Below are 20,549 nucleotides of genomic sequence, written 5' to 3'. Positions count from 1 at the left end.
CCGTTGACAGCGATCACACCTCACACGTGAACAGCGGTCGCCGCCGCTGCGCCCGGCGTCGATCTGCCATGGCAGCCCCTTACGCCGCGGGGAACTCGACCCGTGTGAGTCGCTCCGACAGGGACCAGATCCGGCGCGCGTCGTCTTCGCTTCGCAGCCGCGAATACAGCGGCTGCTCGGCGGGAGCTCCACCGAGGTGGCCGGGGCCGCTCGGGCCGTAGAAGGCGCCGCCCCGCGACTCCGGTGACACGGCGGCGAACAGCGCGGGCAGGGCGGCGGACTCCGGAGTCCCCAGCAGGATGCCGCGCGCCGACAGCCAGCGGATCAGGCGCACATCGAAACCGTCCTCCGCGCGGCCGAGTTCCGGGCGGGCGGCGAGGAGGCTCGTGGGTGCGACGCCGGGGTGCGCGAGGTTGCTGGTGATGCCCCAGTCGAGCGCGCGGCTGCGTCGTTCGAGTTCGAGGCCGAACAGCCCGAACGCGATCTTCGAGTGGCTGTACGCCCTGCCGCCGCGGTACGAGCGCTCCCAGTTCGGGTCGTCCCAGTTGATCGCACCCTGGTTCGCGGAGACACTGATCTGCGTCGTCACCCGCGCCCGCCCCTCCCTCAGCAGCGGCAGCAGGTGCGCCACGAGGGCGAAGTGACCCAGATGGTTCGTCCCGAACTGCAGCTCGAAGCCGTCGGCCGTGCTCTGACGTTCCGGCGGAGTCATGACTCCCGCGTTGTTGATCAGCAGATGTATCGGAGCGCCGTCGCCGCGCATGGCAGCGCCGAACGACTCGACCGAATCCAGCGACGAGAGGTCGAGCGGAAGCGTGCGCACCTGCGCGTCCGCAGTATCAGCGCGGATCGTCCTCACTGCGGCATCCCCCTTCGCGGTGTTGCGCACCGGGAGGATCACCTCGGCGCCGGCCCGCGCCAGGCGCGTGGCGATGCGCAGCCCGATGCCGTCGCTGGCGCCGGTGACGACGGCGCGGCGGCCGGTCAAGGAGGGGAGGGTGATGTCGATGGTGCGTCGTGGCATGGTGTGCTCCTCTGTGTCGCCCTCCACTCTCGGGGCGCGCCGACGACGTATCCAGGACATGACGATCAGTGGATGCGCCGCGAGGGCCGTGTCAGGATCGATCCGACGACCCAGGGGGACAGATGCCTTTCGATCGCGACGGACTCGCCGAGTTCCTCCGCCACCGCCGTGAGGTGCTGCAGCCGGAGGACGTCGGCCTGGCACGGGGGACCCGCCGCCGTACGTCCGGGTTGCGACGCGAGGAGGTCGCGTCGCTGAGTCACATGTCGCCCGACTATCTCGCGCGGCTCGAGAGGGGCAGCGGCCCGCAGCCCTCGGAGCAGATGCTGGGGTCGATCGCACAGGGCCTTCATCTGACGCGCGACGAACGCGACCACCTCTTCCGCCTCGCGGGACACCGGCCGCCGCAGAGCGGGCTCGGCACCGAGCATGTGAGCCCCGGCATGCAGCGCATCCTCGACAGACTCGACGACACCCCGGCGGAGATCGTGACCGAGCTCGGCGAGACCCTCCGCCAGACGCCGCTCGGCGTCGCCCTGACCGGTGACACAGAGGCGCTCACCGGACCGGAGCGCAGCCTGGGCTTCCGCTGGTTCACGGACGCCCGCACCAGGGCGCTGTACCACCCGGACGACCACGAGTTCCTCTCCCGGCTCTTCGCATCGGGGCTTCGGGAGCTCTTGTCGCTGCGGGGCGCGCAGTCGAGGGCCGGCGAGTACTGCCGCCTCCTCGGCGAGCGGAGTGCGGAGTTCCGGGAGCTGTGGGCCCGTCAGGAAGTCGGCATCAGGCCCCGGGAGATCAAGCGCTTCCTGCATCCCGATCTCGGCGAGATCGCTCTCGCCTGTCAGACGCTCGTCGACCCGGTGCAGTCCCATCTGCTGCTCGTGTACACCGCCGTGCCCGGCTCCGAGAGCCACGAGAAGCTGCAGCTGCTGTCGACGCTCGCGCCGCGCACGGCTCGCTGAGGCCCACCTGCCCGGGTCGCAGTTCGTGCCGCCGAGATGCGATCTCGACGGCACGAACTGCGACCGGGGTGCGGAGTCCGCGCGTCAGCGGATGGCGTAGACCGCTCCGCCGACGATGATCGACACCGCCGTGGTCCAGAGGATGATCGCCGCGGCCTGCCAGATGAGCACGCGGCCCTTGCCGACGCCGGCGGCGGCGAGCATGGTCGCGGTGAAGTGCGTCGGCAGCAGCAGCGGGCCGAGCAGGCTCACGCCGGGCACGCCGTAGCGCTCGAACGCGCGCTGGAACTTCGCGCGGCGCGCGGAGCCGCGGTCGGTCTCGGCATCCACCTCGGCGAGGGAACCGCCGCCCGCGGCGACGGCCTCGCGGTTGCGCGAGCGGGTGACGATGGCGTTGCGTGCCCCGGCGCCGGCGATCACGAGGATCGCGACGCAGAGGAAGTTGCCTGCCATCGCGGCGAGTGCAGCGATCACCGGGTGGATGCCGCCGATGATGCCGATCGCAGCGGCCCCCTCGCCCTCGATGAAGGGGACCGCACCGGCGAGTGCGACGATGAGCGGCTGCACGAGTTCGGGGACCTGCGCGACGAGGTTCTGGAACGTCTCGACGAGGTTCATGATGGGCTCCTGTGGCTCTGGGGAGGCGGTGTCTCCGCCCTCATGACACCAGTCCATCGCGTCTGCGGATGTTGCGGCAGTGTCGCACCGTCACCGGTTTCCGGACGGTTCGCCCACGGCATCCGTGACATGTGTCACGCCCCTATGGTGGGAGGGGTGAGCAGCCCTTCCGCCGTCGCCGGTCCGCTCGGCGACCCGCCTCCCGGGGAGCGCGCGCTCGCCCGCGGCATCACCGCGACCTGGTGGTACACGGTCACCGCCGTCGTCTTCATCGAGCTGTTCCTCGTGTTCGCCTGGGCGCTCCGCGTGCTCGCGACCCCCGTCGACCCGATCGCGGTCGTCGTGGTCGGCATCGGCGGCATCGTCTGGCTGCTGTCGACGGTGGTGCTGCTGTCGGCGTATCGGCACCGGGTCGAGAACGGGCCGGGATTCCCGTGGGCGCGGATCGCCGTGCCGCTGCTCATCGCCGTCGCCTACGGCGTCGCGGCCGGGCTCGCTGCCGACAGCTGGCTGTTCGGGATCATGCCCGTCGCCCAGTCGGTGGTGCTGCTGAACTGGCAGCGCGGGGTGCGGGTGCGGGTCGTGGGCCTCGCCACTCTCGTGATGATCGGCTTCGCGTTCATCGACGGCGCGCGCGGCGCGCTGGGTGGCGGCATCCCCGACTGGATTCCCACGCTCTACGCGATCGTCATCCCGGCGATGTCGGTGTCGTCGCTCTGGTGGTGGGACGTGCTTGTCACCCTGGACCGGGCGCGCGCGTCGGAGGCACGCCTCGCTGCGACGCAGGAGCGTCTGCGCATCGCGACCGACGTGCACGACCTGCAGGGGCATCATCTGCAGGTCATCGCGCTCCAGCTGGAACTCGCCGAACGACTCATGGCGCGCGACCCGGATGCCGCGCTGGAACAGCTTCGCGCCGCACGCGCGAGCGTAGACGACGCCAGGCAGGGCACGCGCGACCTCGCCACCCGGTTCCGATCCGTGCCGCTCGGCGACGAGGTCGCCAACGCCCGCGATCTGCTCAGTGCCGCAGGCATCGCCGTCGAGGCCGAGATCGCTCCGGATGCCGGTGAGGCCCCGGCATCCGCGCTCGGTCCCGTGATCCGCGAGACCACCACGAACGTGCTCCGGCATGGCGCTGGGCGCCGCGCGCGGCTCACCTTCGCGCGCGCGGGGGACGAATGGCGGTACGAGGTGGTGAACGACGTCGACCCCGCCGCGCAGCGCGAGCACACGGGGTCCGGCCTCGACGGCGTGAAACGGCGCATCACCGAGGCCGGTGGCACGCTGGAGGTGCGAGACCAGGGCGGCGAGTTCGCGGTCGTCGTCACCGTGCCGGCGACGGACGATCCGCAGGGAGGGCGACGATGATCCGGGTGCTGCTCGCCGACGACGAGGGAATGATCAGGTCAGCGCTCGCCGCGCTGCTGCGACTCGAGGGCGATATCGACGTGGTCGCCGAATGCGAGGACGGCGAGCAGGCGGTCGCCGAGGCGCTGCGACTGACGCCCGACGTCTGTCTGCTCGACCTGGAGATGCCGGGTCTCGACGGCGTCGAGGTCGCGGAGCGGCTGAACAGAGCGATCGCCACCCGCTGCGTGGTCGTCACCCGCCACGCGCGCCCCGGCGTGCTTCGGCGTGCCCTGGCCTCCGGGGTGGCGGGGTTCCTGCCCAAGTCCCGGGGAGCGGACGAGGTCGCCGACGTCATCCGCCGGGTCGCCGCCGGAGCGCGCTACGTCGACCCCGAGATCGCGGCCGACGCGCTCAGCGACGAGCGCTCGCCCCTCACCGACCGCGAGCTCGACGTGCTGCGGGCCGGCAGACGAGGGGAGACGACGGGGCAGATCGCTCGCGCTCTGTCGCTCGCGCCGGGGACCGTGCGCAACCACATCTCCGCGGTGCTGACGAAGCTGTCGGTCGCCACGCGTCAGCAGGCCGTACTCGTCGCCGAGGAGCGCGGCTGGATCTGACGAGATCCTCGCAACATCGGCGAAACGTCGCGTCGGTAGCCTGGGCGCAGCGATGAGGGAGAGGGACAGATGGGCGTGACGATCCACCGCGTCGACTGGGAGCACGCGGATGCCGTGCGGCTGCGCGCTGCACAGCGTCGGGAGCTCGACGAACGGTACGGCAGCGACGATCACGAGCCGGGAGTCATCCCCTCTGCCGACGACGTCGCGGTGTTCCTCCTCGCGCGGGACTCCGCGGGGCAGGCGATCGTCTGCGGCGGCCTCCGCCCGCTCGACGAACCTGATCTCGGAGCCGCGGTCGCCGAGATCAAGCGCATGTACGCGGCACCGGAGGCGCGGGGCACCGGTGCCGCAGCATCCCTGCTGCGCGGTCTGGAGGACGAGGCGCGCAGCCTCGGCATCCGTCGTCTCGTGCTCGAGACGGGCACCGCGCAACCTGACGCTGTCCGGTTCTACACGCGCGAGGGGTACGCGGCGATCCCGCTCTACGGGCATTACGTCGGCAGCGACCTGTCGCTCTGCTTCGCGAAGGACCTCACGCCCTGAGCGAGCTCAGAGGGGCGGTCCGACGATCGCGGCCGACTCGGGTCCGAGAGTGATCCGGTCCTCGTGCAGGCGGGAGTCCGCGGTCTCCACCAGCACCGAGTCGCCGGGGCGGATCTCGAAGTCGACGTCGCCCGTCGTGAGGTTGATCAGCACCGCCACCGCGCCGCGATCGATGCGGAACGCCCGGGCATCCGGGGCTGCGTCCGCGTGCTCGACGGCGGCCAGCGTGTGCGTCATGTCGGGGTCGGTGAGCTCGGGCCGCTCCCGCCGCAGCGCGGTCAGACGACGGTAGAGCGACAGCAGGCCCGCGTGCGTCGGCTCATCGATCTCCTCCCAGCGCAGGTGGGAGCGCTCGAAGGTCGCCGGATCCTGCGGGTCGGGCACCTGCGCCGGATCCCAGCCCATCTTGGCGAACTCGGCGATGCGTCCCTCGGCGGTCGCGCGGCCGAGTTCCGGCTCGGGATGCGAGGTGAAGAACTGCCACGGAGTCGACGCGCCCCACTCCTCGCCCATGAACAGCATCGGCGTGCCGGGAGTGGTCAGGGTCAGCACCGCGGCGACCGCGAGCCGCTCGGGCGAGAGCGTCGCAGACAGGCGGTCTCCCGCAGCGCGGTTGCCGATCTGGTCGTGGTCCTGCGCGAACGTGACCAGGCGCCACGCGGGCACCGTCTCCGGGATCCGCGAGCCGTGGTTGCGCTCCCGGAACGATGAGTAGGTGCCATCGTGGAAGAACCCGCTCTGCGACACCTTCACGAGCGCCTCGGGATCGGCGAAGTCCTCGTAGTACCCGGCGGTCTCGCCGGTCAGCGCGACGTGAGCGGAATGGTGCCAGTCGTCCGACCACTGGGCGGTGAGCCCGTAGCCCCCGGCCTCGCGGGGCAGGATCAGCGTCGGATCGTTCATGTCCGACTCGGCGATCAGCGTCAGAGGGCGGCCGAGGTGCGCCGACAGCGCGTCGACCCGCTCCGCGAGCTCACGCAGCAGGTGCGTCGGGCTGTCGTCGTGCAGCGCGTGCACGGCGTCGAGGCGCAGGCCGTCGACATGGAAGTCCCGCAGCCACATCAGCGCGTTCTCGATGATGTATTCGCGTACCTCGTGCTCGTCGAGGTTCACGGACGCGCCCCACGTGTTGCTCTGGCCGTCGCGCAGGTACGGACCGAACTCGGGCAGGTAGTTGCCGCTCGGGCCGAGGTGGTTGTACACGACGTCCTGGATCACGGCGAGGCCGCGATCGTGCGCAGCCTCCACGAACCGCTGATACGCGGCGGGGCCGCCGTACCCCTCGTGCACGGCGTACCAGAGCACGCCGTCGTAGCCCCAGTTCCACTCGCCGTTGAAGTCGTTCACTGGCAGCAGCTCGACGTGGGTGACGCCGAGGTCTGCGAGGTGGTCGAGCCGTCCGATCAACGCGTCCAGCGTGCCGTCCGGCGTGAAGGTCCCGACGTGCAGCTCGTAGATCACGCCGCCGGCGAGTTGGCGACCGGTCCAGTCGTGGTCGTCCCACTCGAAGAGCTTCGTGTCGAACACCGCCGAGGGACCGTGCACGCCGCCCGGCTGACGCAGCGAGCGCGGGTCGGGGCGCAGCTCGTCGCTGTCGCCGAGAAGGAAGCCGTAGCGCTCGCCCTCGGGCAGGTCGACGTCGATCGCCCACCAGCCATCGCGGTTTTCGTCGCGAGCGAGCTCGTGCTCGCCGATCATCGCGCCGCCGGGGGTGAGCCGGCGCAGACGCACGCGCTCGGCGCGGGGAGCCCAGACGCGGATCATCGTTCGTCCACCAGCAGTGCGACGGGATAGGTATCGAGCAGCTCGGCGAGCCGCACGGGCCCCGGCTCGATGCGGCGACCCGTGAAGGCGTCGGTCGCGGGGAGGTCGTGGCGGAGCAGCACCGTGTCGCCCCACCCGCCGCGCCGCTCGAGAGCGACCGGCAGCCGGGTCGCGACCGCGAGCACGCCGCCGCGGTCCATCGCCACCACGTGATCGGATGCTGAACCCGCGGCGACACCAGGGCGATAGCGCTCGAACAGCTCGGGGTTGTCACGACGGAGTCGCAGGGTGCGGGATGTGACGAGCATCTTCGCGATCCCGGAGTCGTCGACCGGCGGCAGGGCGCCGCGCGCCACGTCGGCGTCGAGCATGCGCAGCATCCGCTCGCGCTCCGTGAAGTCGACCGGACGGCGGTTGTCGGGGTCGACGAGCGAGTGGTCCCAGAGCTCGGTGCCCTGATAGACGTCGGGCACGCCGGGCGCGGCGAGCTGCAGCACCTTGGCGGAGAGCGAGTTGCTGCGCCCGTGGTCGACGATCTCGCCGACGAATCCGTCGAGGATGCCGCGGGCCGCGCCGTTCGCCGCCTCGGCGATCGCGACGACGCCCTTCTCGAACTCCTCGTCCGGATGCTGCCAGGTGGTGCCCTCTGCGGCTTCGCGCGCGGCCTTCAGCCCGTACTCGCGCAGTCGCTCGGTCGAGATCGGCCAGGCACCCACGGCCGCCTGCCACAGCAGGGCGTCGAGCGGGCCGTGTCCGGTTGACGCGACGGCGCGGAGATCCGACAGGACCTCGGCCCACCGATCCGGGATCTCGGCGAGCACCGAGAGGCGGGCGCGTACGTCCTCCGAGCGCTTCGTGTCATGCGTCGACAGGGTGGTCATGGAGTGCGGCCAGGAGGCCAGCCGGGTGCGTTGCGCCTCATGGAACGCCTCGACCGACAGCGACGCGATCGACGGATCGGCCCCGACCTCGGTCAGCGTTCCCAGCCGGGTGAAGCGGTAGAACGCGGTGTCCTCGACGCCTTTCGCCATCACCGCGCCGCTCACCTGCGGGAAGCGCTCCGACACCTCGAGCGCCGTGTCGAAGAGCAGCGGGGTGAGTTCGCCGATGGCCTCGGCGAGGTCGGGCCGGCGTGCGGTCGCCGCGTCGATCGCCCGCTGCAGGTGCTCGCCTCCGGCCGGGAGGTACGAGCGGTACACCGGGAACCCGGCGATGATCTCGGCGAGGGCGTACTTCGCTGCGACGACGCCGTGCGGCAGCGACCGCACGAGCCGGTGCACCTCGGACTGGAGGATCGTCTCGGCGACCATGCGCTTCGTCGACACCGTGAGGTCGTGCCAGTCCTCCCGCACGGGCAGCCCGGTCTCCTCGCGAAGGCGGGCGTCGAGCGCGTCGAGCTCTGCCACGCCGTCGCCGTCGACGAGCACGCGGTCGATCTCCGCCAGGGCGTCGTACCCTGTGGTCCCATCGGTGCGCCACCACGGCGGCAGCTCCTCACCCGGCTCCAGGATCTTCTCGACCAGCGTGTACGCCGCACCCGTGGCATCCGCGAGGCTCTCGAGGTAGCCGGCGGGATCGACCAGGCCGTCGGGGTGATCGACGCGCAGACCGTCGGCCAGACCGTCGGTGATCCAGCGGACGATCTCGCGGTGCGACTCCTGGAACACGTCCGGGAGCTCGACCCGGATGCCGGCCAGCTCCGGCACCGCGAAGAAGCGGCGGTAGTTCAGCTCGGCGTTCTGATCCTCCCAGAAGCGCAGCTCGTAATTCTGCGCATCGAGCAGTGCCGGCACGTCGTCCGCGAGCTCGCCCGTGCCGGGGGCGAGCGGGAGCACGTGCTCGAAGTAGTGCAGGGTGCCGTCCGGAGCATCGTCGGCCGGAGTCGTGTCGACGACGAGGTCCCCGGCGGCCAGCACCTCGGAGACGGATGAGCCGAGGATTGGCAGGCGGATGCGACCGTCGCCGAGCCGACGGTCGACGTCGAACGCGATGGCGTGACGAGACGCGCGACCGAGACGCAGCACATCCCACCACCATGGGTTGTCGCGAGGGCTTCCGACGCCGACGTGGTTCGGCACGATGTCGATGAGGATGCCGAGGCCGGCTGCGCGCGCCGCGGCGGCGAACCGGTCGAGGCCCTCCCGCCCGCCGCGCGACTCGTCGACGCGCGAGTGGTCGACGACGTCGTAGCCGTGGTCCGAGCCCGGGGTCGCAGCCAGCAGAGGCGAGAGGTACGCCCACGACGCGCCGAGCGCCGACAGGTAGTCGGTCGTCGCCGCCGCGTCGTCGAGCGTGAATCCCGCGCGGATCTGCAGGCGATACGTCGAGAGCGGACGCCGAGTCATCGAGGGAGCTCCGGGGACGGCGCCGGGGCGGGTGCCTCGGTGCGCTCGGTCTGCATGCGCAGTGACGCCTCGACCGAGTCGTCGGTCGGCGGCTCCTCCTCCGCAGCTTCGCGCAGCACCAGCAGCGAGGCCGCCTCGAGCGTGATCGACGATCCGGGGGCGAGGCGGGTCTCGCCCGCGCGCTCGCCGAAGGTGTCGACGACCACGTCCCAGGCGCTGCCGAGGCGTTCGTCGGGGAGCACGGCGTCGACGGCATCCGTTCCGCTGTGGAAGTAGACCAGGAAGTTCTGGTCCGAGACGGGCTGGCCGCGGCGATCCTTCTCCCTGATGCCCTGCCCGTTCAAGAACATGCCGACCGCCAGGCCGAAGCCGTTGTCCCAGTCCTCCGGTTCCATCCGGCGTCCGTCCGGGCGCAACCAGACCACGTCTGGCACACGCTCGCCGTCTTCCGAACGCACAGGGCGCCCGTCGAAGAACCTGCTGCGTCGGAACGCCGGGTGGTTGCGGCGCAGGCGCGCGACGGCCGCGGTGAACTCGACGAGAGGCAGGTCGGCCGACTCCCAGTCCACCCAGGTGATCTCGTTGTCCTGCGCGTAGCCGTTGTTGTTGCCGTGCTGCGTGCGGCCGAGCTCATCGCCGTGGGCGATCATCGGGACGCCCTGCGACAGCAGCAGCGTCGCAAGGAAGTTGCGCTGCTGACGGGCGCGGAGCCGGTTGATGCCTTCGTCGTCGGTCGGGCCCTCGACCCCGTTGTTCGCGGAGCGGTTGTGCGATTCGCCGTCGTTGTTGTCCTCGCCGTTGTCGTCGTTGTGCTTCTCGTTGTACGACACGAGATCGCGCAGCGTGAAGCCGTCGTGGGCCGTGACGAAGTTGATCGAGGCGACCGGGCGCCGGCCCGAACGCTCGTAGAGGTCGGCCGACCCCGTCAGCCGGGAGGCGAACTCGCCGAGCGCCTGCGGCTCGCCGCGCCAGAAATCGCGGACCGTGTCACGGTACTTGCCGTTCCACTCCGTCCACTGCGGCGGGAAGTTGCCGACCTGGTATCCGCCGGGGCCGACGTCCCAAGGCTCGGCGATCAGCTTGACCTGCGAGACCACCGGATCCTGTTGCACGAGCTCGAAGAACGCCGCGAGGCGGTCGACGTCGTAGAACTCCCGGGCCAGGGTCGATGCGAGGTCGAAGCGGAACCCGTCGACGTGCATCTCGGTCACCCAGTAGCGCAGCGAGTCCATGATGAGCTGCAGCGAATGCGGGTTGCCCGCGTTCAGGCTGTTGCCCGTGCCGGTGTAGTCGGTGTAGTACCGGCGGTCCTCCTCCAGTCGGTAGTAGGCCTCGTTGTCGATGCCGCGCATCGACAGGGTCGGCCCGAGGTGGTTGCCCTCGGCGGTGTGGTTGTAGACCACGTCGAGGATCACCTCGATGCCCGCCGCGTGCAGCGCGCGCACCATCGCCTTGAACTCCTGCACCTGCTCGCCGTGCTGGCCGCTCGACGCGTATTCGTTGTGGGGGGCGAAGAAGCCGAGGGTGTTGTAGCCCCAGTAGTTCGCGAGCCCCTTCTCCTCGAGGATCGAATCGTGCACGAACTGGTGCACCGGCATCAGCTCGATGGCCGTGATCCCCAGGTGCACGAGGTGCTCGATGACGGCGGGGTGGGCGATCCCGGCGTACGTCCCCCGAAGGTCCTCCGGGACGTCGGGGTGCTGGATCGTGAGGCCCTTCACATGCGCCTCGTAGATCACGGTCTGCGCATAGGGAGTCTTGGGCAGACGGTCGCCCGCCCACTCGAAGAACGGGTTCACGACGACGCCCTTGACCATCGCCGCGGCCGAGTCTTCGTCGTTGCGGGAGTCGGGTTCGCCGAAGTCGTATCCGAACAGCGGCTGGCCCCAGTCGAGTCGGCCGGAGACGGCCTTCGCATACGGGTCGAGCAGGAGCTTGTTCGGATTGAAGCGCTGCCCCTGCGCGGGGTCGAACGGCCCGTGCACGCGGTAGCCGTAGAGACGACCGGGCTGGATCGAGGGCAGGTAGCCGTGCCAGACGAACGCGTCGACCTCTTCCAGCTCGACGCGATGCTCGGTGCCGTCCTCGTCGAAGAGGCACAGCTCGACCTTCTCGGCTCCCTCGCTGAACAGCGCGAAGTTCGTGCCCTGTCCGTCGAACGTCGCCCCCAGGGGATACGGCGACCCGGGCCAGACCTCGAGGCTCACAGAGCGCGCCGAACAGACGCTGCGCGGTGCAGGACCGTCTTCACCGCGTCGTGGAAGTCGTGCACCTGCGCCACCTCCTCCGCGCGGGGGTACGGCACTCCGACGTAGCAGACGAAGACCGGGGCGACGTGCTCGATGTATCCGACAGGACCCTCATGCAAGACAACGTAGCGGTCGATGTCGACGCGCTCGTACAGGGGCTCGGAAGCGGGTGTCGGCTGCGCGTCAAGGTCCCGCGACTCCGTGCGTTGGTCATGTGCGGTGGGGGTGTTCGCAGACATGAGTGCTCCCGATTCTGTAGTTGGTGAGCCTCACGCTACGAGTTCGGGTCGAGAAGGGATAACCCATTGCCTCCGACGGACACACAGGGTATACCGATGCGCATCGCGTGCGCCCCTGGGCTAGGCTGGCCGGCATGATAGACAGCGCGCCCGTGATGGGGCGCATCGCCGTGTTCCGCGACCGCCGCCCCTGACGGCGCGCTCGCACTCGCACGCATCAGCGCGCCGTCCACCGAGATGTCATCGCACCTCGGGACGGGCTGTCTCTCGACGCATCGCGTCCACCCTGCTCAGAGGTGCTCCGATCACTCATCCGGAGCGCACTTATGCCTCGTTCACACCATGGCGGCCGCCACGAGCTCGGCCAGAACTTCCTCACCCACACGCCCACCGTCGACCGGATCGTCTCCCTCGTCGGCGCGACCTCGGGATCGATCCTCGAACTCGGAGCCGGCGACGGCGCCCTCACACGCGCGCTGGCGCGTCTGAACAGGCCGCTCACCGCTGTCGAACTCGACGAGCGCCGTGCCCGGCGACTCAGCGCAGCTCTGCCGAGCGTCACCGTCCGCGCAGGCGACGCGCTGCGGCATCCTTTCGACGCGGACGTCCTCGTGGGGAACATCCCCTTCCATCTGACCACCCCGATCCTGCGGCGGATGCTGTCGTCGTACCGCTGGACGCACGCGGTGCTGCTCACGCAGTGGGAGGTGGCGCGCAAGCGGGCCGGAGTCGGCGGCGGCACGATGATGACCGCGCAGGTCGCACCGTGGTTCACGGTCGCTCTCGAGGCACGGGTGCCCGCATGGGCCTTCACACCTCAGCCGAGCGTCGACGGCGGCCTGCTCACGATCGCTCGCCGCGACGAGCCGCTCGTGTCGGCGCGCGACCGCCGCGCGTACGAGGCATTCGTCCGTGCCGTCTTCACCGCGCGCGGAGCGAGCCTGACCGCGATGGTCTCCGCAGCGACGCACGTCGGCGCTGCGCGCGCGCGAGCGGCCCTGCGCGAAGCGGGCGCAGCGGATCTGCGTCTACCGCGCGAGCTCGGCGCCGAGGAGTGGGCCGGGCTGTGGCGTGCGCTCGGCCGAGGAGGCCGATCGTGAAACCACCGACGGCGCACCTGCGACAATGGAGATCCCGTGCCGATTCCGAACCGAGGAGCTCCCGTGCAGTACATCTCCACCCGAGGCGGCATGCAGCCGCTGCCGTACTGCGAGACGCTGCTCGAAGGCCTCGCCCCCGACGGCGGTCTCGCCGTGCCCGAGGTCATGCCGACGGTCGACGGGGAGACCCTGGAGCGCTGGCGCGCGCTCGCCTATCCGCAACTGGCCACCGAGGTGCTCGGCCTGTTCGCCACCGACATCCCGCGCGAGGACCTGGCCCGAATGACGGCCGCGGCCTACGCGCCGTTCCCCGAGGAGGTCGTGCCGCTCCGCGAGATCGACGGGGGTCTCACCCTGGTCGGACTCTCGGAGGGACCGACTCTGGCGTTCAAGGATCTCGCTATGCAGTTCCTCGGCCAGGTCGTCGAGTACGCGCTGGAGCAGAGGGGCGATGTCCTCAACGTCCTGGGCGCGACCTCGGGCGACACCGGGTCGGCAGCCGAGCACGCGCTGCGCGGCAAGGACCGCATCTCGGTCTTCATGCTCTCGCCGCAGGGCCGCATGAGCACGTTCCAGCGTGCGCAGATGTTCTCCCTCGACGACGACAACATCCACAACATCGCGATCGACGGCGTCTTCGACGACTGTCAGAACCTCGTCAAGGCGCTCGCCGGAGACCTCGATTTCAAGCGCGCGCAGCACCTCGGTGCGGTGAACTCGATCAACCTCGCGCGCATCACCGCGCAGGTCGTCTACTACTTCTGGGCCTGGCTGCGGGCGACGGATGCCGGGGGCTGGACCGAGGTGTCCTTCACGGTCCCGTCAGGCAACTTCGGCAACATCCTCTCCGGGTTCTTCGCGAAGGAGATGGGGCTGCCGATCCGCCGCCTCGTGCTGGCCGCGAACGAGAACAACGTGCTCGACGAGTTCTTCCGCACGGGCGTCTACCGTCCGCGCAGCGCCGCGCAGACCCTGGCGACCTCGAGCCCGTCGATGGACATCTCGAAGGCCTCGAACCTCGAGCGGTTCATCTTCGAGCTCGTCGGCCGCGATGCCGCCCGTGTGGTGAGCGCGTGGAACGACCTCGACACGCAGGGCCACTTCGACTTCACGGCCGACCTCGCGCGGTTCGTCGACGAGTACGGCATCGTCAGCGGCACCTCGACGCACGACGACCGACTCGCGACCATCCGCTCGGTCTACGAGACCTCGGACGACGTGATCGACCCGCACACGGCCGACGGTGTGAAGGTGGCCCGCGAGTACGTCGAGTCGGGCGTCCCCATGCTCGTGCTCGAGACGGCGAAGCCGCAGAAGTTCGCCGACACGATCCGCGAGGCGATCGGCATCGAGCTGGACTACTCCGACGAGCTCCGAGCCATGCTCGACGCCCCGCAGCACGTGACCGAGATGGCTGACGACGAGCAGGCCCTCCGCGCGTTCATCCAGGAGAACGCGCTGCGCTGACCGCTCGCGGCGATCCGGTCATTCGGGGTCGCCGTGCAGCATCCATGCGATGCCGAAGCGGTCGACGAGCATCCCGAACGTCCCGCCCCACGGCGGGGTGTCGAGCGGCATCGTGACCGTCGCGCCCGCGGACAGCGCGTTCCACACCTCCTGCGTGCGCGCCTGCGTGTTGCCGCTCAGCGAGACCGAGATGCCGGCGGGAGCCTCGTACGTCATCCCGATCGGGGTGTCCGATGCCATGAGCACGAGGCCGTCGTCGGTCGTGAGCTGCGCGTGCATCACGAGGTCCGCCTGGTCCCGGTCCTGCACCATGTCGGGGAACTCCCCGAACGTGGTGATCTCGAGGTCGCCCCCGAGCACCTCCCGGTAGAACTCCATCGCCTGCCGCGCCTCGGTGCGGAACGAGAGATACGGATTCAGATTCGCCATGACTGCTCCCGGGTGTGCTCTGTCCTGATCGGTCCGAACTACGATCATCGTGCGCCCGGGCGGCCGCGCGCGCAAGAGCCCCTGCTAGCGTCTGCTCATGACGAGACCCGCCGGCTCCGTTCTGTCGACCCGCGCACTGAATCGCGCGCTGATGCGGCGGCAGCTCCTCGACGAGCGCGCACAGATCGATATCCGCGAGGCGGTCGCGTATCTCGCCGGTGTGCAGGCGCAGGTGCCGATCGCTCCGTACTTCGCGCTCTGGTCGCGGATCGCCGATTTCGATCCTCACGAGCTCGGCAGCCGAATCGCCAATCTCTCGTTGGTACGCCTCGTCGCGCAGCGCGCCACCATCCACCTGCACACTGTCGATGACGCGCTCGCCTGGCGACCGATCGTGCAGCCGACACTCGATCGGGCGCTGCGCAACGGATTCCGGGGTCAACTCGACGGGGTGGACGTCGCCGAGGTCGCACAGTGGGGAAGCGCGCTTCTGGAAGCCGAGCCTCGGACCGCCTCGGCGCTCGGCAGGGAGCTCGCCGAACGATTCCCCGGGCACCCGCCGGCGGCTCTCGCTGCGGCCGTCGTCTACCTCGCGCCGCTCCTGCAACCGCCACCGCGGGGAGTCTGGGGAGAGAGAGCAGAGGCGATGCTGGCTCCGATCGCCGCCACGCTCGGCCGTCCGCTGCGCGCGGATGCCGACCCGGCGGATCTCGTGCTGCGCTACCTCACGGCCTTCGGCCCGGCGAGCACCTCTGACATCCGCGCGTTCACCGGGCTCGCCGGCGTTCGCGACATCGTGAAGCGACTCGACCTGCGCCGGTTCTCCGACGATCGCCGCCGTGAGCTGCTGGATGTGCCGGACGGTCCGCTGCCCGACGAAGACACTCCCGTGCCTCCTCGCTTCCTCGGCGAGTTCGACAACGTCCTGCTCGGACACGACGATCGCACCCGTGTGCTCGCGACCGAGCACCGGTCGAAGATCCTCCTGCTGCCGGCGCGTCCGCTTCTCGTCGACGGCATGGCGGCCGGCATCTGGAAGAGCGGCCCCGGCGGGATCACGGTCCGCGCCTTCGCGCCGATCGCGGACGAGGAGGCGGTGGTGGTCGAGGGCGAACGGATGCTCGACGCGCTCTTCCCCGACGCCGAACGCTCCGTTCGCATCGAACAGCACTGAGCGGGTGCTGCAGGGCGGTCTCGAGCTCCTGCTTCGTCGTTCAGGCGGGCAGGGCCTTGACCGCCGCGGTGAGCACCTGGGGCACGGTGGGCACCCCTTCTGCGCGGAACACCTGCACACCCACGGCATCGCGGATGATGACGGTGGGCGTGACGCGGATGTCGAGCGCTTCCGCCGCATCCGGGTCACGCGCGACGTCGATCTCTGTGACGGTGGCATCGGGGAGATATCGGGTCGCCTCGGCCAATACGGAGCGCGTTCGCGCGCAGGCACCGCAGAACGCCGAGGTCACCAGGGTCAGCTCCATGATCGTCGTCCTCTCACACAGGGGAGAACGGGATGCCGTCCGCGGCTGTTCCCGATGCCGTCACGCCTCGGCGGGGGAGCGCGGATGCAGGAGACCGGATGCGGCGCCGAGAGCCGCCCCGACCACGGTGTCGACGATGCGCTCTCCCGCCACGCCCATCGAGCCGATGTCGCCCGTGGCAGCCCCGGTGAGGAGGAGCACGAGCGGGGTTATGAAGACGAGCGCGAGCGCGTAGTGACGCACGACGACGAGCTCGATCGCGAACTGCAGGGCGCCGAGCAGCACCGCCAGCCACAGCCCGGTCGGATGCAGCAGCGCCAGCAGTGCGTAGACACCCGCGCCGACGACCGTTCCCACCATCCGGTGCAGACCCCGCTGCACGGCCGCCCGGCGGGCTGCGGCGATGCCGATGACCGCCACCGCCGAGCCGACGATCCAGTAGGTGCGGGCCGGGTCGACGACGAGACCGAGCAGCACGCCCAGCACCGACACGATGGCGACGCGGAGGAGCAGCAGGCGGGAGTCGACGTCGAGCGACGGCCCTGGGAGCAGTTCGCCGAGCGGACGCGCGGCGGCGGCCCGCGGGCGGGGGAGCAGGAGCGGCGTCATGGCCACCGCGTACGAGAAGACGCACCCGCCGGCGAGAGCGCCGAGGTAGACGAGTGGCGCCACCGGCGAACTCGCGACGACGTGGGCGGAGAGCCCGAACACGAGCACGAAGAACAGCGGCCCTGGTGGCCCCAGACGGAAGCCGAACGACAGCGCGGCGCTGACGATCGCGATGACGACGACGCCGACGCTGACGAGCCACGGGCTGCCCGACACCGCGACGCCGAGCGCCGCACTGGCGATGAGGCCGGTGGCGACGAACGGGAGCACGCGTGCCCGGTCGATCGTCGGCGCCGAGCCGGCGAACAGCACCGTGAACGCTCCGGATGCCGCGATGTACCCGAGCGACGGCTGACCGAGCAGGGTCATGATCGCGATCGGTGCGGCGATCCCCAGCGCGGCCTGTGTGGCGAGGGGCCATCGCGGGCCGCGGGACGGGGCGAAGGCGAACAGGCTCACCCTTCGATTCTCTCGCGTTCCGAAGATGCCTCCGCCGATACCATGGCCCTCGTGACAGATCCCCGCCCCGGAATCGCCGACCGCCTCTCGCGGGTGATCCAGCTCCCCACGGTGTCGGCCGAGCTCGATCAGCGCGGGATGCAGCCTTTCGAGGACTTCGTCGCCCTCCTCCGAGAGCTCTACCCGTTGACGCACGAGTCTCTCACCGTCGAGCGGCACACCGACCTCGGTCTCCTCTTCCACTGGCGAGGCAGCCTAGGTCGCTCCGATGAACCTGTCGTGCTGATGGCGCACTACGACGTGGTGCCGGTCGACGAGAGCGACGACTGGACCCATCCTCCCTTCGACGGCGTGATCGCCGACGGCATCGTGTACGGGCGCGGCGCGCTCGACGACAAGGGCCCGCTCATCGTCGTGCTCGAAGCGGTCGAGAACCTCCTGGCGGGCGGGTTCACCCCGACGCGCGACGTGTACCTCTCGTTCGGCGGCAACGAGGAGACGTTCGGCCGCGCGGCCGAGGAGATCGCGCGTGTACTCCGCGACCGCGGCATCGTCCCGTGGCTCGTCGTCGACGAGGGCGGTGCGGTCGTCGACGCCCCGCTGCCGTTCGTGCCGGGTCGTGCCGCGATGATCGGCGTCGGCGAGAAGGGCGTCATGACGCTCACTCTGTCGGCCCGTGGCGACGGCGGCCACGCTTCGGCGCCGCCGCCGCTGACCGCCGTGCGCCGTATCGCGCGAGCGGTGGACCGCCTCGGGCCGACGACCTTCCGGCCCCGGGTCTCGACGGCGATCGCACGGATGCTGACTCGGTTCGCCGCCGAGACGCCGGGCGCCGCTCGCCACCTGCTGCGGCTGCTGGGCTCCGCGCCCTGGCTCACGGGGCCCGCGTTCGCGGCGCTCGGGGGAGAAGCCGCAGCTCTCGTGCGCACCACCGTGGCGCCGACCATGCAGTCGGGCGGCACGGCCGCGAACGTCCTGCCCTCGCAGGCGTCGGCGACCGTGAACCTCCGTATCGCGCTGGGGGAGACGACGCAGCAGACCGTGCTGAGGGTGCGCCGCCGCATCCGCGATCCGCTCGTCACGGTCACGGTGGTCGACGCCAGCGAGCCCTCGCCCGAGTCGGCGGTCGACAACGCGCAGTTCGCTCTGCTCGCCGACGCGCTCGCCGTGTCCCACCCCGGCATCCCCGCAGTGCCGTACGTGATGATGGCGGCTACCGACTCCCGGCACTTCCACCGCTTCGCCTCGGCCGTCTATCGTTTCGCTCCGCTGGAGATGTCGAACGCGCAGCGGGCCTCCATCCACGGGGTCGACGAGCACGTCGAGATCGCGGCTCTCGAGCGCGGCGAGCGCTTCCATCGCGCGCTGCTCGAACGGCTAGGGTGATCTCACCCGTTCCCGGTCGCCGCCGCGACCGGTCCCGCCTTGTCTCCGAGGAGTCGCGATGACGCGCACCCGCACCCTGGGCACTCTGGCCGTCGTCGTCGGCTTCCTCGCCTTCGTCGAGTTCACCAGCGGTGTGCTGCAGGGGTACTACACCCCGATGCTCAGCGACATCGCGCGGCACCTCGGCATCCATGACGCCGACGTGAACTGGCTCGAAGGTACGCAGCTGATGCTGTCGGCGCTCGTCGTGCCGGCGTTCGCGAAGCTCGGCGACATGGTCGGCCACAAGCGGATGCTGCTGATCTCCACCGCGCTGACCGCTGCCGCCGCGATGGTGCTGCCGTTCACCGATTCGTTCGCCGTGTTCCTCATCGGGTGGACGCTGATGGGCTTCTACGTCGTGTGGCTGCCGCTCGAGATCGCGCTGATCTGGTCGCGTGCCCGTCGTCTGGAGGGCCGTGCCTCGATCACCGCGAAGGCTGCGGGACTCCTGGTCGCCGCGCTCGAGGCGGGGGCCATCATCGGAGCGCTCGCCGGTGGCGCGCTCATCGACGTGCTCCCGCTCACCGTCGTGCTGCTCATCCCCGCGCTGCTCATCGTGGTGTGCTTCTTCGTGATCCTGTTCGGGGTGACCGAGTCGCCGGAGCCGGTCGGCGGCGTCTTCGACACCGTCGGCGTGATCCTCATCTCGCTGGCGCTCATCTGCTTCACGGGGGGACTCAGCTTGCTGCGGCTGGAGGGCGGCCTCGTCAACCCGCTGTCGTGGGGCGTCGTGCTGTTCGGCATCCTGCTCGTGATCCCGTTCGTGCTGTGGGAGCTGCGCAACGACGACCCGCTGATCGACGTGCGCATGTTCCGCTCGCCGGCCCTCGGACCGGTCTTCCTCACCGCAGGGCTCTTCGGCGTCAGCGTGCTGGGCGCCCAGGCGCCGCTGTCGACGTTCGCGCGCACCGATCCGGAGATGTACGGGTACGGCCTCGGAACCACGGGATTCGCCACCTCCCTGATCATCGGCATCTATCTGATCGGCATGATCGTCGGCGCCCTCCTGTTCCCGGTCGTCGCCCGGGCTCTCACGCCGAGGGTCACGCTCATGGGGGCCTCGGTGCTCGTCGGCGTCGGATTCCTGCTCTTCCTGCCCTTCCACGATGCCTACGCCCAGGTCATCACGAACATGGTCGTGGTGGGTCTCGGGTCCGGAGCCCTCGTGGCGGCGCTGCCCGCTGCGGCGGCGTCGGCGGCTCCCGCGACGCAGACCGGCGTCGCCACGGGGCTCACGAACTCCGTCAAGACCGTCGGCGGCGCGATCGCGTCGTGCGTGTTCGGAATCGCGCTCCTGAACGGAGCCGTGGGCGCCGTCGAGGGCACAGCCGGATCATTCGCCGGTTATGTGACGGTGTGGGTCGTGTGCGGCGTGACCGCCCTCGCGGCAGCCGTACTGCTCGCTTTCGTGCCGAAGACCGCTTTCACCGACAGGACGGATGCCGAGGCCGCAGTTGCGCCGGTGCTCTGAAGTCGCGGGCAGCGTGTCACTCGCGGTCGAGGCCGAAGGTGCGCTTCACCAGTGCTTGCACATCGCGGTCCAGGCCGTCGATGCGGGCGCTCATCGCGTCGATGCGACTGTGCACGACGTCGAACTTGCTGTCCACGGAGTCGAATCGACTGCTCACGGCGTCGAATCGGGCGGTGGTCTCGGCGCGCAGACCACTGATCTCCGCCACCATCTCGCCGCGGAGTCCGCCGATCTCGGTGCGCAGGATCCGGACGAACAGCGTCGAGACGACGCCGAGCATGCTGAACAGAAGCGTCGAGACGACGCCGATCACCGTCCAGGTCTGTGCATCGTTCATGAACCCCATCCTCCGATCGTCGCACCGATGCAGGGAGTCTGCCACGGT

At 70.2% G+C, this 20,549-nt stretch carries 19 protein-coding genes; 9 read left to right on the top strand and 10 right to left on the bottom strand.

The annotated features are described in order from the left end of the window. Positions 1-79: 79 nt before the first annotated feature. A complete protein-coding gene (locus RAC81_RS05320; RefSeq protein WP_375081351.1) occupies positions 80-1,024 on the bottom strand; it encodes an SDR family oxidoreductase in 945 nt (314 codons plus the stop codon). A gap of 122 nt (positions 1,025-1,146) precedes the next feature. Here RAC81_RS05320 and RAC81_RS05315 point away from each other — a divergent pair, with 122 nt between their 5' ends. After that, positions 1,147-1,989, top strand: a complete 843-nt coding sequence (locus RAC81_RS05315; protein ID WP_375081350.1) for a helix-turn-helix transcriptional regulator — start codon at positions 1,147-1,149, stop codon at positions 1,987-1,989. Between the two features lie 84 nt (positions 1,990-2,073). Here the strand turns inward: RAC81_RS05315 and RAC81_RS05310 are convergent, their stop codons facing one another. Then, complete coding sequence (locus RAC81_RS05310; RefSeq protein WP_375081349.1) at positions 2,074-2,607, bottom strand: small multidrug efflux protein; 534 nt, start codon at positions 2,605-2,607, stop codon at positions 2,074-2,076. A gap of 156 nt (positions 2,608-2,763) precedes the next feature. On the opposite strand from RAC81_RS05310, the gene RAC81_RS05305 reads away from it, so the two are divergent. From RAC81_RS05305 to RAC81_RS05295, 3 genes are all read left to right on the top strand, one after another. After that, positions 2,764-3,978, top strand: coding sequence for a sensor histidine kinase (locus RAC81_RS05305; RefSeq protein WP_375081348.1), 1,215 nt, complete (start codon positions 2,764-2,766; stop codon positions 3,976-3,978). Further along, a complete protein-coding gene (locus tag RAC81_RS05300; protein WP_375081347.1) occupies positions 3,975-4,577 on the top strand; it encodes a response regulator in 603 nt (200 codons plus the stop codon). Before RAC81_RS05305 ends, RAC81_RS05300 begins: the two co-directional genes overlap by 4 nt. Before the next feature lie 69 nt (positions 4,578-4,646). Further along, entirely contained in the window at positions 4,647-5,123 is a 477-nt protein-coding gene (locus tag RAC81_RS05295; protein ID WP_375081346.1) for a GNAT family N-acetyltransferase, read from the top strand. Positions 5,124-5,129: 6 nt separating this feature from the next. Here the strand turns inward: RAC81_RS05295 and treZ are convergent, their stop codons facing one another. Genes treZ through RAC81_RS05275 form a run of 4 tightly spaced genes read right to left on the bottom strand, consistent with a single transcriptional unit; the run spans position 5,130 to position 11,720 of the window. Continuing rightward, the gene (gene treZ, locus RAC81_RS05290) at positions 5,130-6,887 is read right to left on the bottom strand and encodes a malto-oligosyltrehalose trehalohydrolase (RefSeq protein WP_375081345.1); all 1,758 of its coding nucleotides are present in this window, start codon (positions 6,885-6,887) and stop codon (positions 5,130-5,132) included. After that, positions 6,884-9,232, bottom strand: coding sequence for a malto-oligosyltrehalose synthase (gene treY / locus RAC81_RS05285; protein WP_375081344.1), 2,349 nt, complete (start codon positions 9,230-9,232; stop codon positions 6,884-6,886). The genes treZ and treY overlap by 4 nt, the downstream gene beginning before the upstream one ends. Continuing rightward, positions 9,229-11,439 carry a glycogen debranching protein GlgX gene (gene glgX, locus RAC81_RS05280; protein ID WP_375081343.1) on the bottom strand — a complete coding sequence of 737 codons (2,211 nt, stop codon included), beginning with the start codon at positions 11,437-11,439 and terminating at the stop codon, positions 9,229-9,231. Before glgX ends, treY begins: the two co-directional genes overlap by 4 nt. Further along, on the bottom strand, positions 11,436-11,720 hold the full coding sequence (locus RAC81_RS05275) for a hypothetical protein (RefSeq protein WP_375081342.1): 285 nt from the start codon (positions 11,718-11,720) through the stop codon (positions 11,436-11,438). The genes glgX and RAC81_RS05275 overlap by 4 nt, the downstream gene beginning before the upstream one ends. A gap of 326 nt (positions 11,721-12,046) precedes the next feature. On the opposite strand from RAC81_RS05275, the gene erm reads away from it, so the two are divergent. Together erm and thrC are read left to right on the top strand one after the other, a co-directional pair. Then, entirely contained in the window at positions 12,047-12,820 is a 774-nt protein-coding gene (gene erm, locus RAC81_RS05270; RefSeq protein WP_375081341.1) for a 23S ribosomal RNA methyltransferase Erm, read from the top strand. Between the two features lie 63 nt (positions 12,821-12,883). Then, positions 12,884-14,287 (top strand): threonine synthase, encoded by a 1,404-nt coding sequence (thrC, locus tag RAC81_RS05265; RefSeq protein WP_375081340.1) that lies wholly within the window; start codon positions 12,884-12,886, stop codon positions 14,285-14,287. Positions 14,288-14,305: 18 nt separating this feature from the next. Here the strand turns inward: thrC and RAC81_RS05260 are convergent, their stop codons facing one another. Beyond that, entirely contained in the window at positions 14,306-14,716 is a 411-nt protein-coding gene (locus RAC81_RS05260; RefSeq protein ID WP_375081339.1) for a VOC family protein, read from the bottom strand. A gap of 97 nt (positions 14,717-14,813) precedes the next feature. Between RAC81_RS05260 and RAC81_RS05255 the strand changes: the two genes are divergently transcribed. Next, a complete protein-coding gene (locus tag RAC81_RS05255; protein ID WP_375081338.1) occupies positions 14,814-15,890 on the top strand; it encodes a winged helix DNA-binding domain-containing protein in 1,077 nt (358 codons plus the stop codon). A gap of 40 nt (positions 15,891-15,930) precedes the next feature. Here the strand turns inward: RAC81_RS05255 and RAC81_RS05250 are convergent, their stop codons facing one another. Both RAC81_RS05250 and RAC81_RS05245 read right to left on the bottom strand, forming a co-directional pair. Next, positions 15,931-16,197, bottom strand: a complete 267-nt coding sequence (locus RAC81_RS05250; protein WP_375081337.1) for a glutaredoxin family protein — start codon at positions 16,195-16,197, stop codon at positions 15,931-15,933. A gap of 60 nt (positions 16,198-16,257) precedes the next feature. Beyond that, positions 16,258-17,265: an FUSC family protein gene (locus RAC81_RS05245; RefSeq protein WP_375081336.1), complete on the bottom strand. Its 1,008-nt coding sequence runs from the start codon at positions 17,263-17,265 to the stop codon at positions 16,258-16,260. A 51-nt stretch (positions 17,266-17,316) separates the two neighbouring features. Here RAC81_RS05245 and RAC81_RS05240 point away from each other — a divergent pair, with 51 nt between their 5' ends. Together RAC81_RS05240 and RAC81_RS05235 are read left to right on the top strand one after the other, a co-directional pair. After that, a complete protein-coding gene (locus tag RAC81_RS05240; RefSeq protein ID WP_375081335.1) occupies positions 17,317-18,651 on the top strand; it encodes a M20/M25/M40 family metallo-hydrolase in 1,335 nt (444 codons plus the stop codon). A gap of 58 nt (positions 18,652-18,709) precedes the next feature. Continuing rightward, positions 18,710-20,164, top strand: coding sequence for an MFS transporter (locus RAC81_RS05235; protein ID WP_375081334.1), 1,455 nt, complete (start codon positions 18,710-18,712; stop codon positions 20,162-20,164). Between the two features lie 16 nt (positions 20,165-20,180). On the opposite strand, the gene RAC81_RS05230 is transcribed toward RAC81_RS05235, so the two are convergent. Next, positions 20,181-20,501, bottom strand: a complete 321-nt coding sequence (locus RAC81_RS05230) for a hypothetical protein (protein ID WP_375081333.1) — start codon at positions 20,499-20,501, stop codon at positions 20,181-20,183. Positions 20,502-20,549 lie beyond the last annotated feature (48 nt).

Origin of the sequence: Microbacterium sp. CR_7 (assembly GCF_041954755.1) — a bacterium.
GTDB lineage: Bacteria > Actinomycetota > Actinomycetes > Actinomycetales > Microbacteriaceae > Microbacterium.
The sequence above is the reverse complement of the archived record's forward strand: the minus strand, read 5'-3'. Positions and strand labels throughout refer to the sequence as shown.

Coding starts and splice junctions, on each gene's coding strand:
- erm (WP_375081341.1), top strand. CDS start 12,047: ATGCCTCGTTCACACCATGGCGGCCGCCACGAGCTCGGCCAGAACTTC.
- RAC81_RS05260 (WP_375081339.1), bottom strand. CDS start 14,716: ATGGCGAATCTGAATCCGTATCTCTCGTTCCGCACCGAGGCGCGGCAG.
- RAC81_RS05295 (WP_375081346.1), top strand. CDS start 4,647: ATGGGCGTGACGATCCACCGCGTCGACTGGGAGCACGCGGATGCCGTG.
- RAC81_RS05250 (WP_375081337.1), bottom strand. CDS start 16,197: ATGGAGCTGACCCTGGTGACCTCGGCGTTCTGCGGTGCCTGCGCGCGA.
- RAC81_RS05300 (WP_375081347.1), top strand. CDS start 3,975: ATGATCCGGGTGCTGCTCGCCGACGACGAGGGAATGATCAGGTCAGCG.
- RAC81_RS05275 (WP_375081342.1), bottom strand. CDS start 11,720: ATGTCTGCGAACACCCCCACCGCACATGACCAACGCACGGAGTCGCGG.
- treY (WP_375081344.1), bottom strand. CDS start 9,232: ATGACTCGGCGTCCGCTCTCGACGTATCGCCTGCAGATCCGCGCGGGA.
- RAC81_RS05315 (WP_375081350.1), top strand. CDS start 1,147: ATGCCTTTCGATCGCGACGGACTCGCCGAGTTCCTCCGCCACCGCCGT.
- RAC81_RS05310 (WP_375081349.1), bottom strand. CDS start 2,607: ATGAACCTCGTCGAGACGTTCCAGAACCTCGTCGCGCAGGTCCCCGAA.
- RAC81_RS05230 (WP_375081333.1), bottom strand. CDS start 20,501: ATGAACGATGCACAGACCTGGACGGTGATCGGCGTCGTCTCGACGCTT.
- RAC81_RS05255 (WP_375081338.1), top strand. CDS start 14,814: ATGACGAGACCCGCCGGCTCCGTTCTGTCGACCCGCGCACTGAATCGC.
- treZ (WP_375081345.1), bottom strand. CDS start 6,887: ATGATCCGCGTCTGGGCTCCCCGCGCCGAGCGCGTGCGTCTGCGCCGG.
- RAC81_RS05235 (WP_375081334.1), top strand. CDS start 18,710: ATGACGCGCACCCGCACCCTGGGCACTCTGGCCGTCGTCGTCGGCTTC.
- RAC81_RS05320 (WP_375081351.1), bottom strand. CDS start 1,024: ATGCCACGACGCACCATCGACATCACCCTCCCCTCCTTGACCGGCCGC.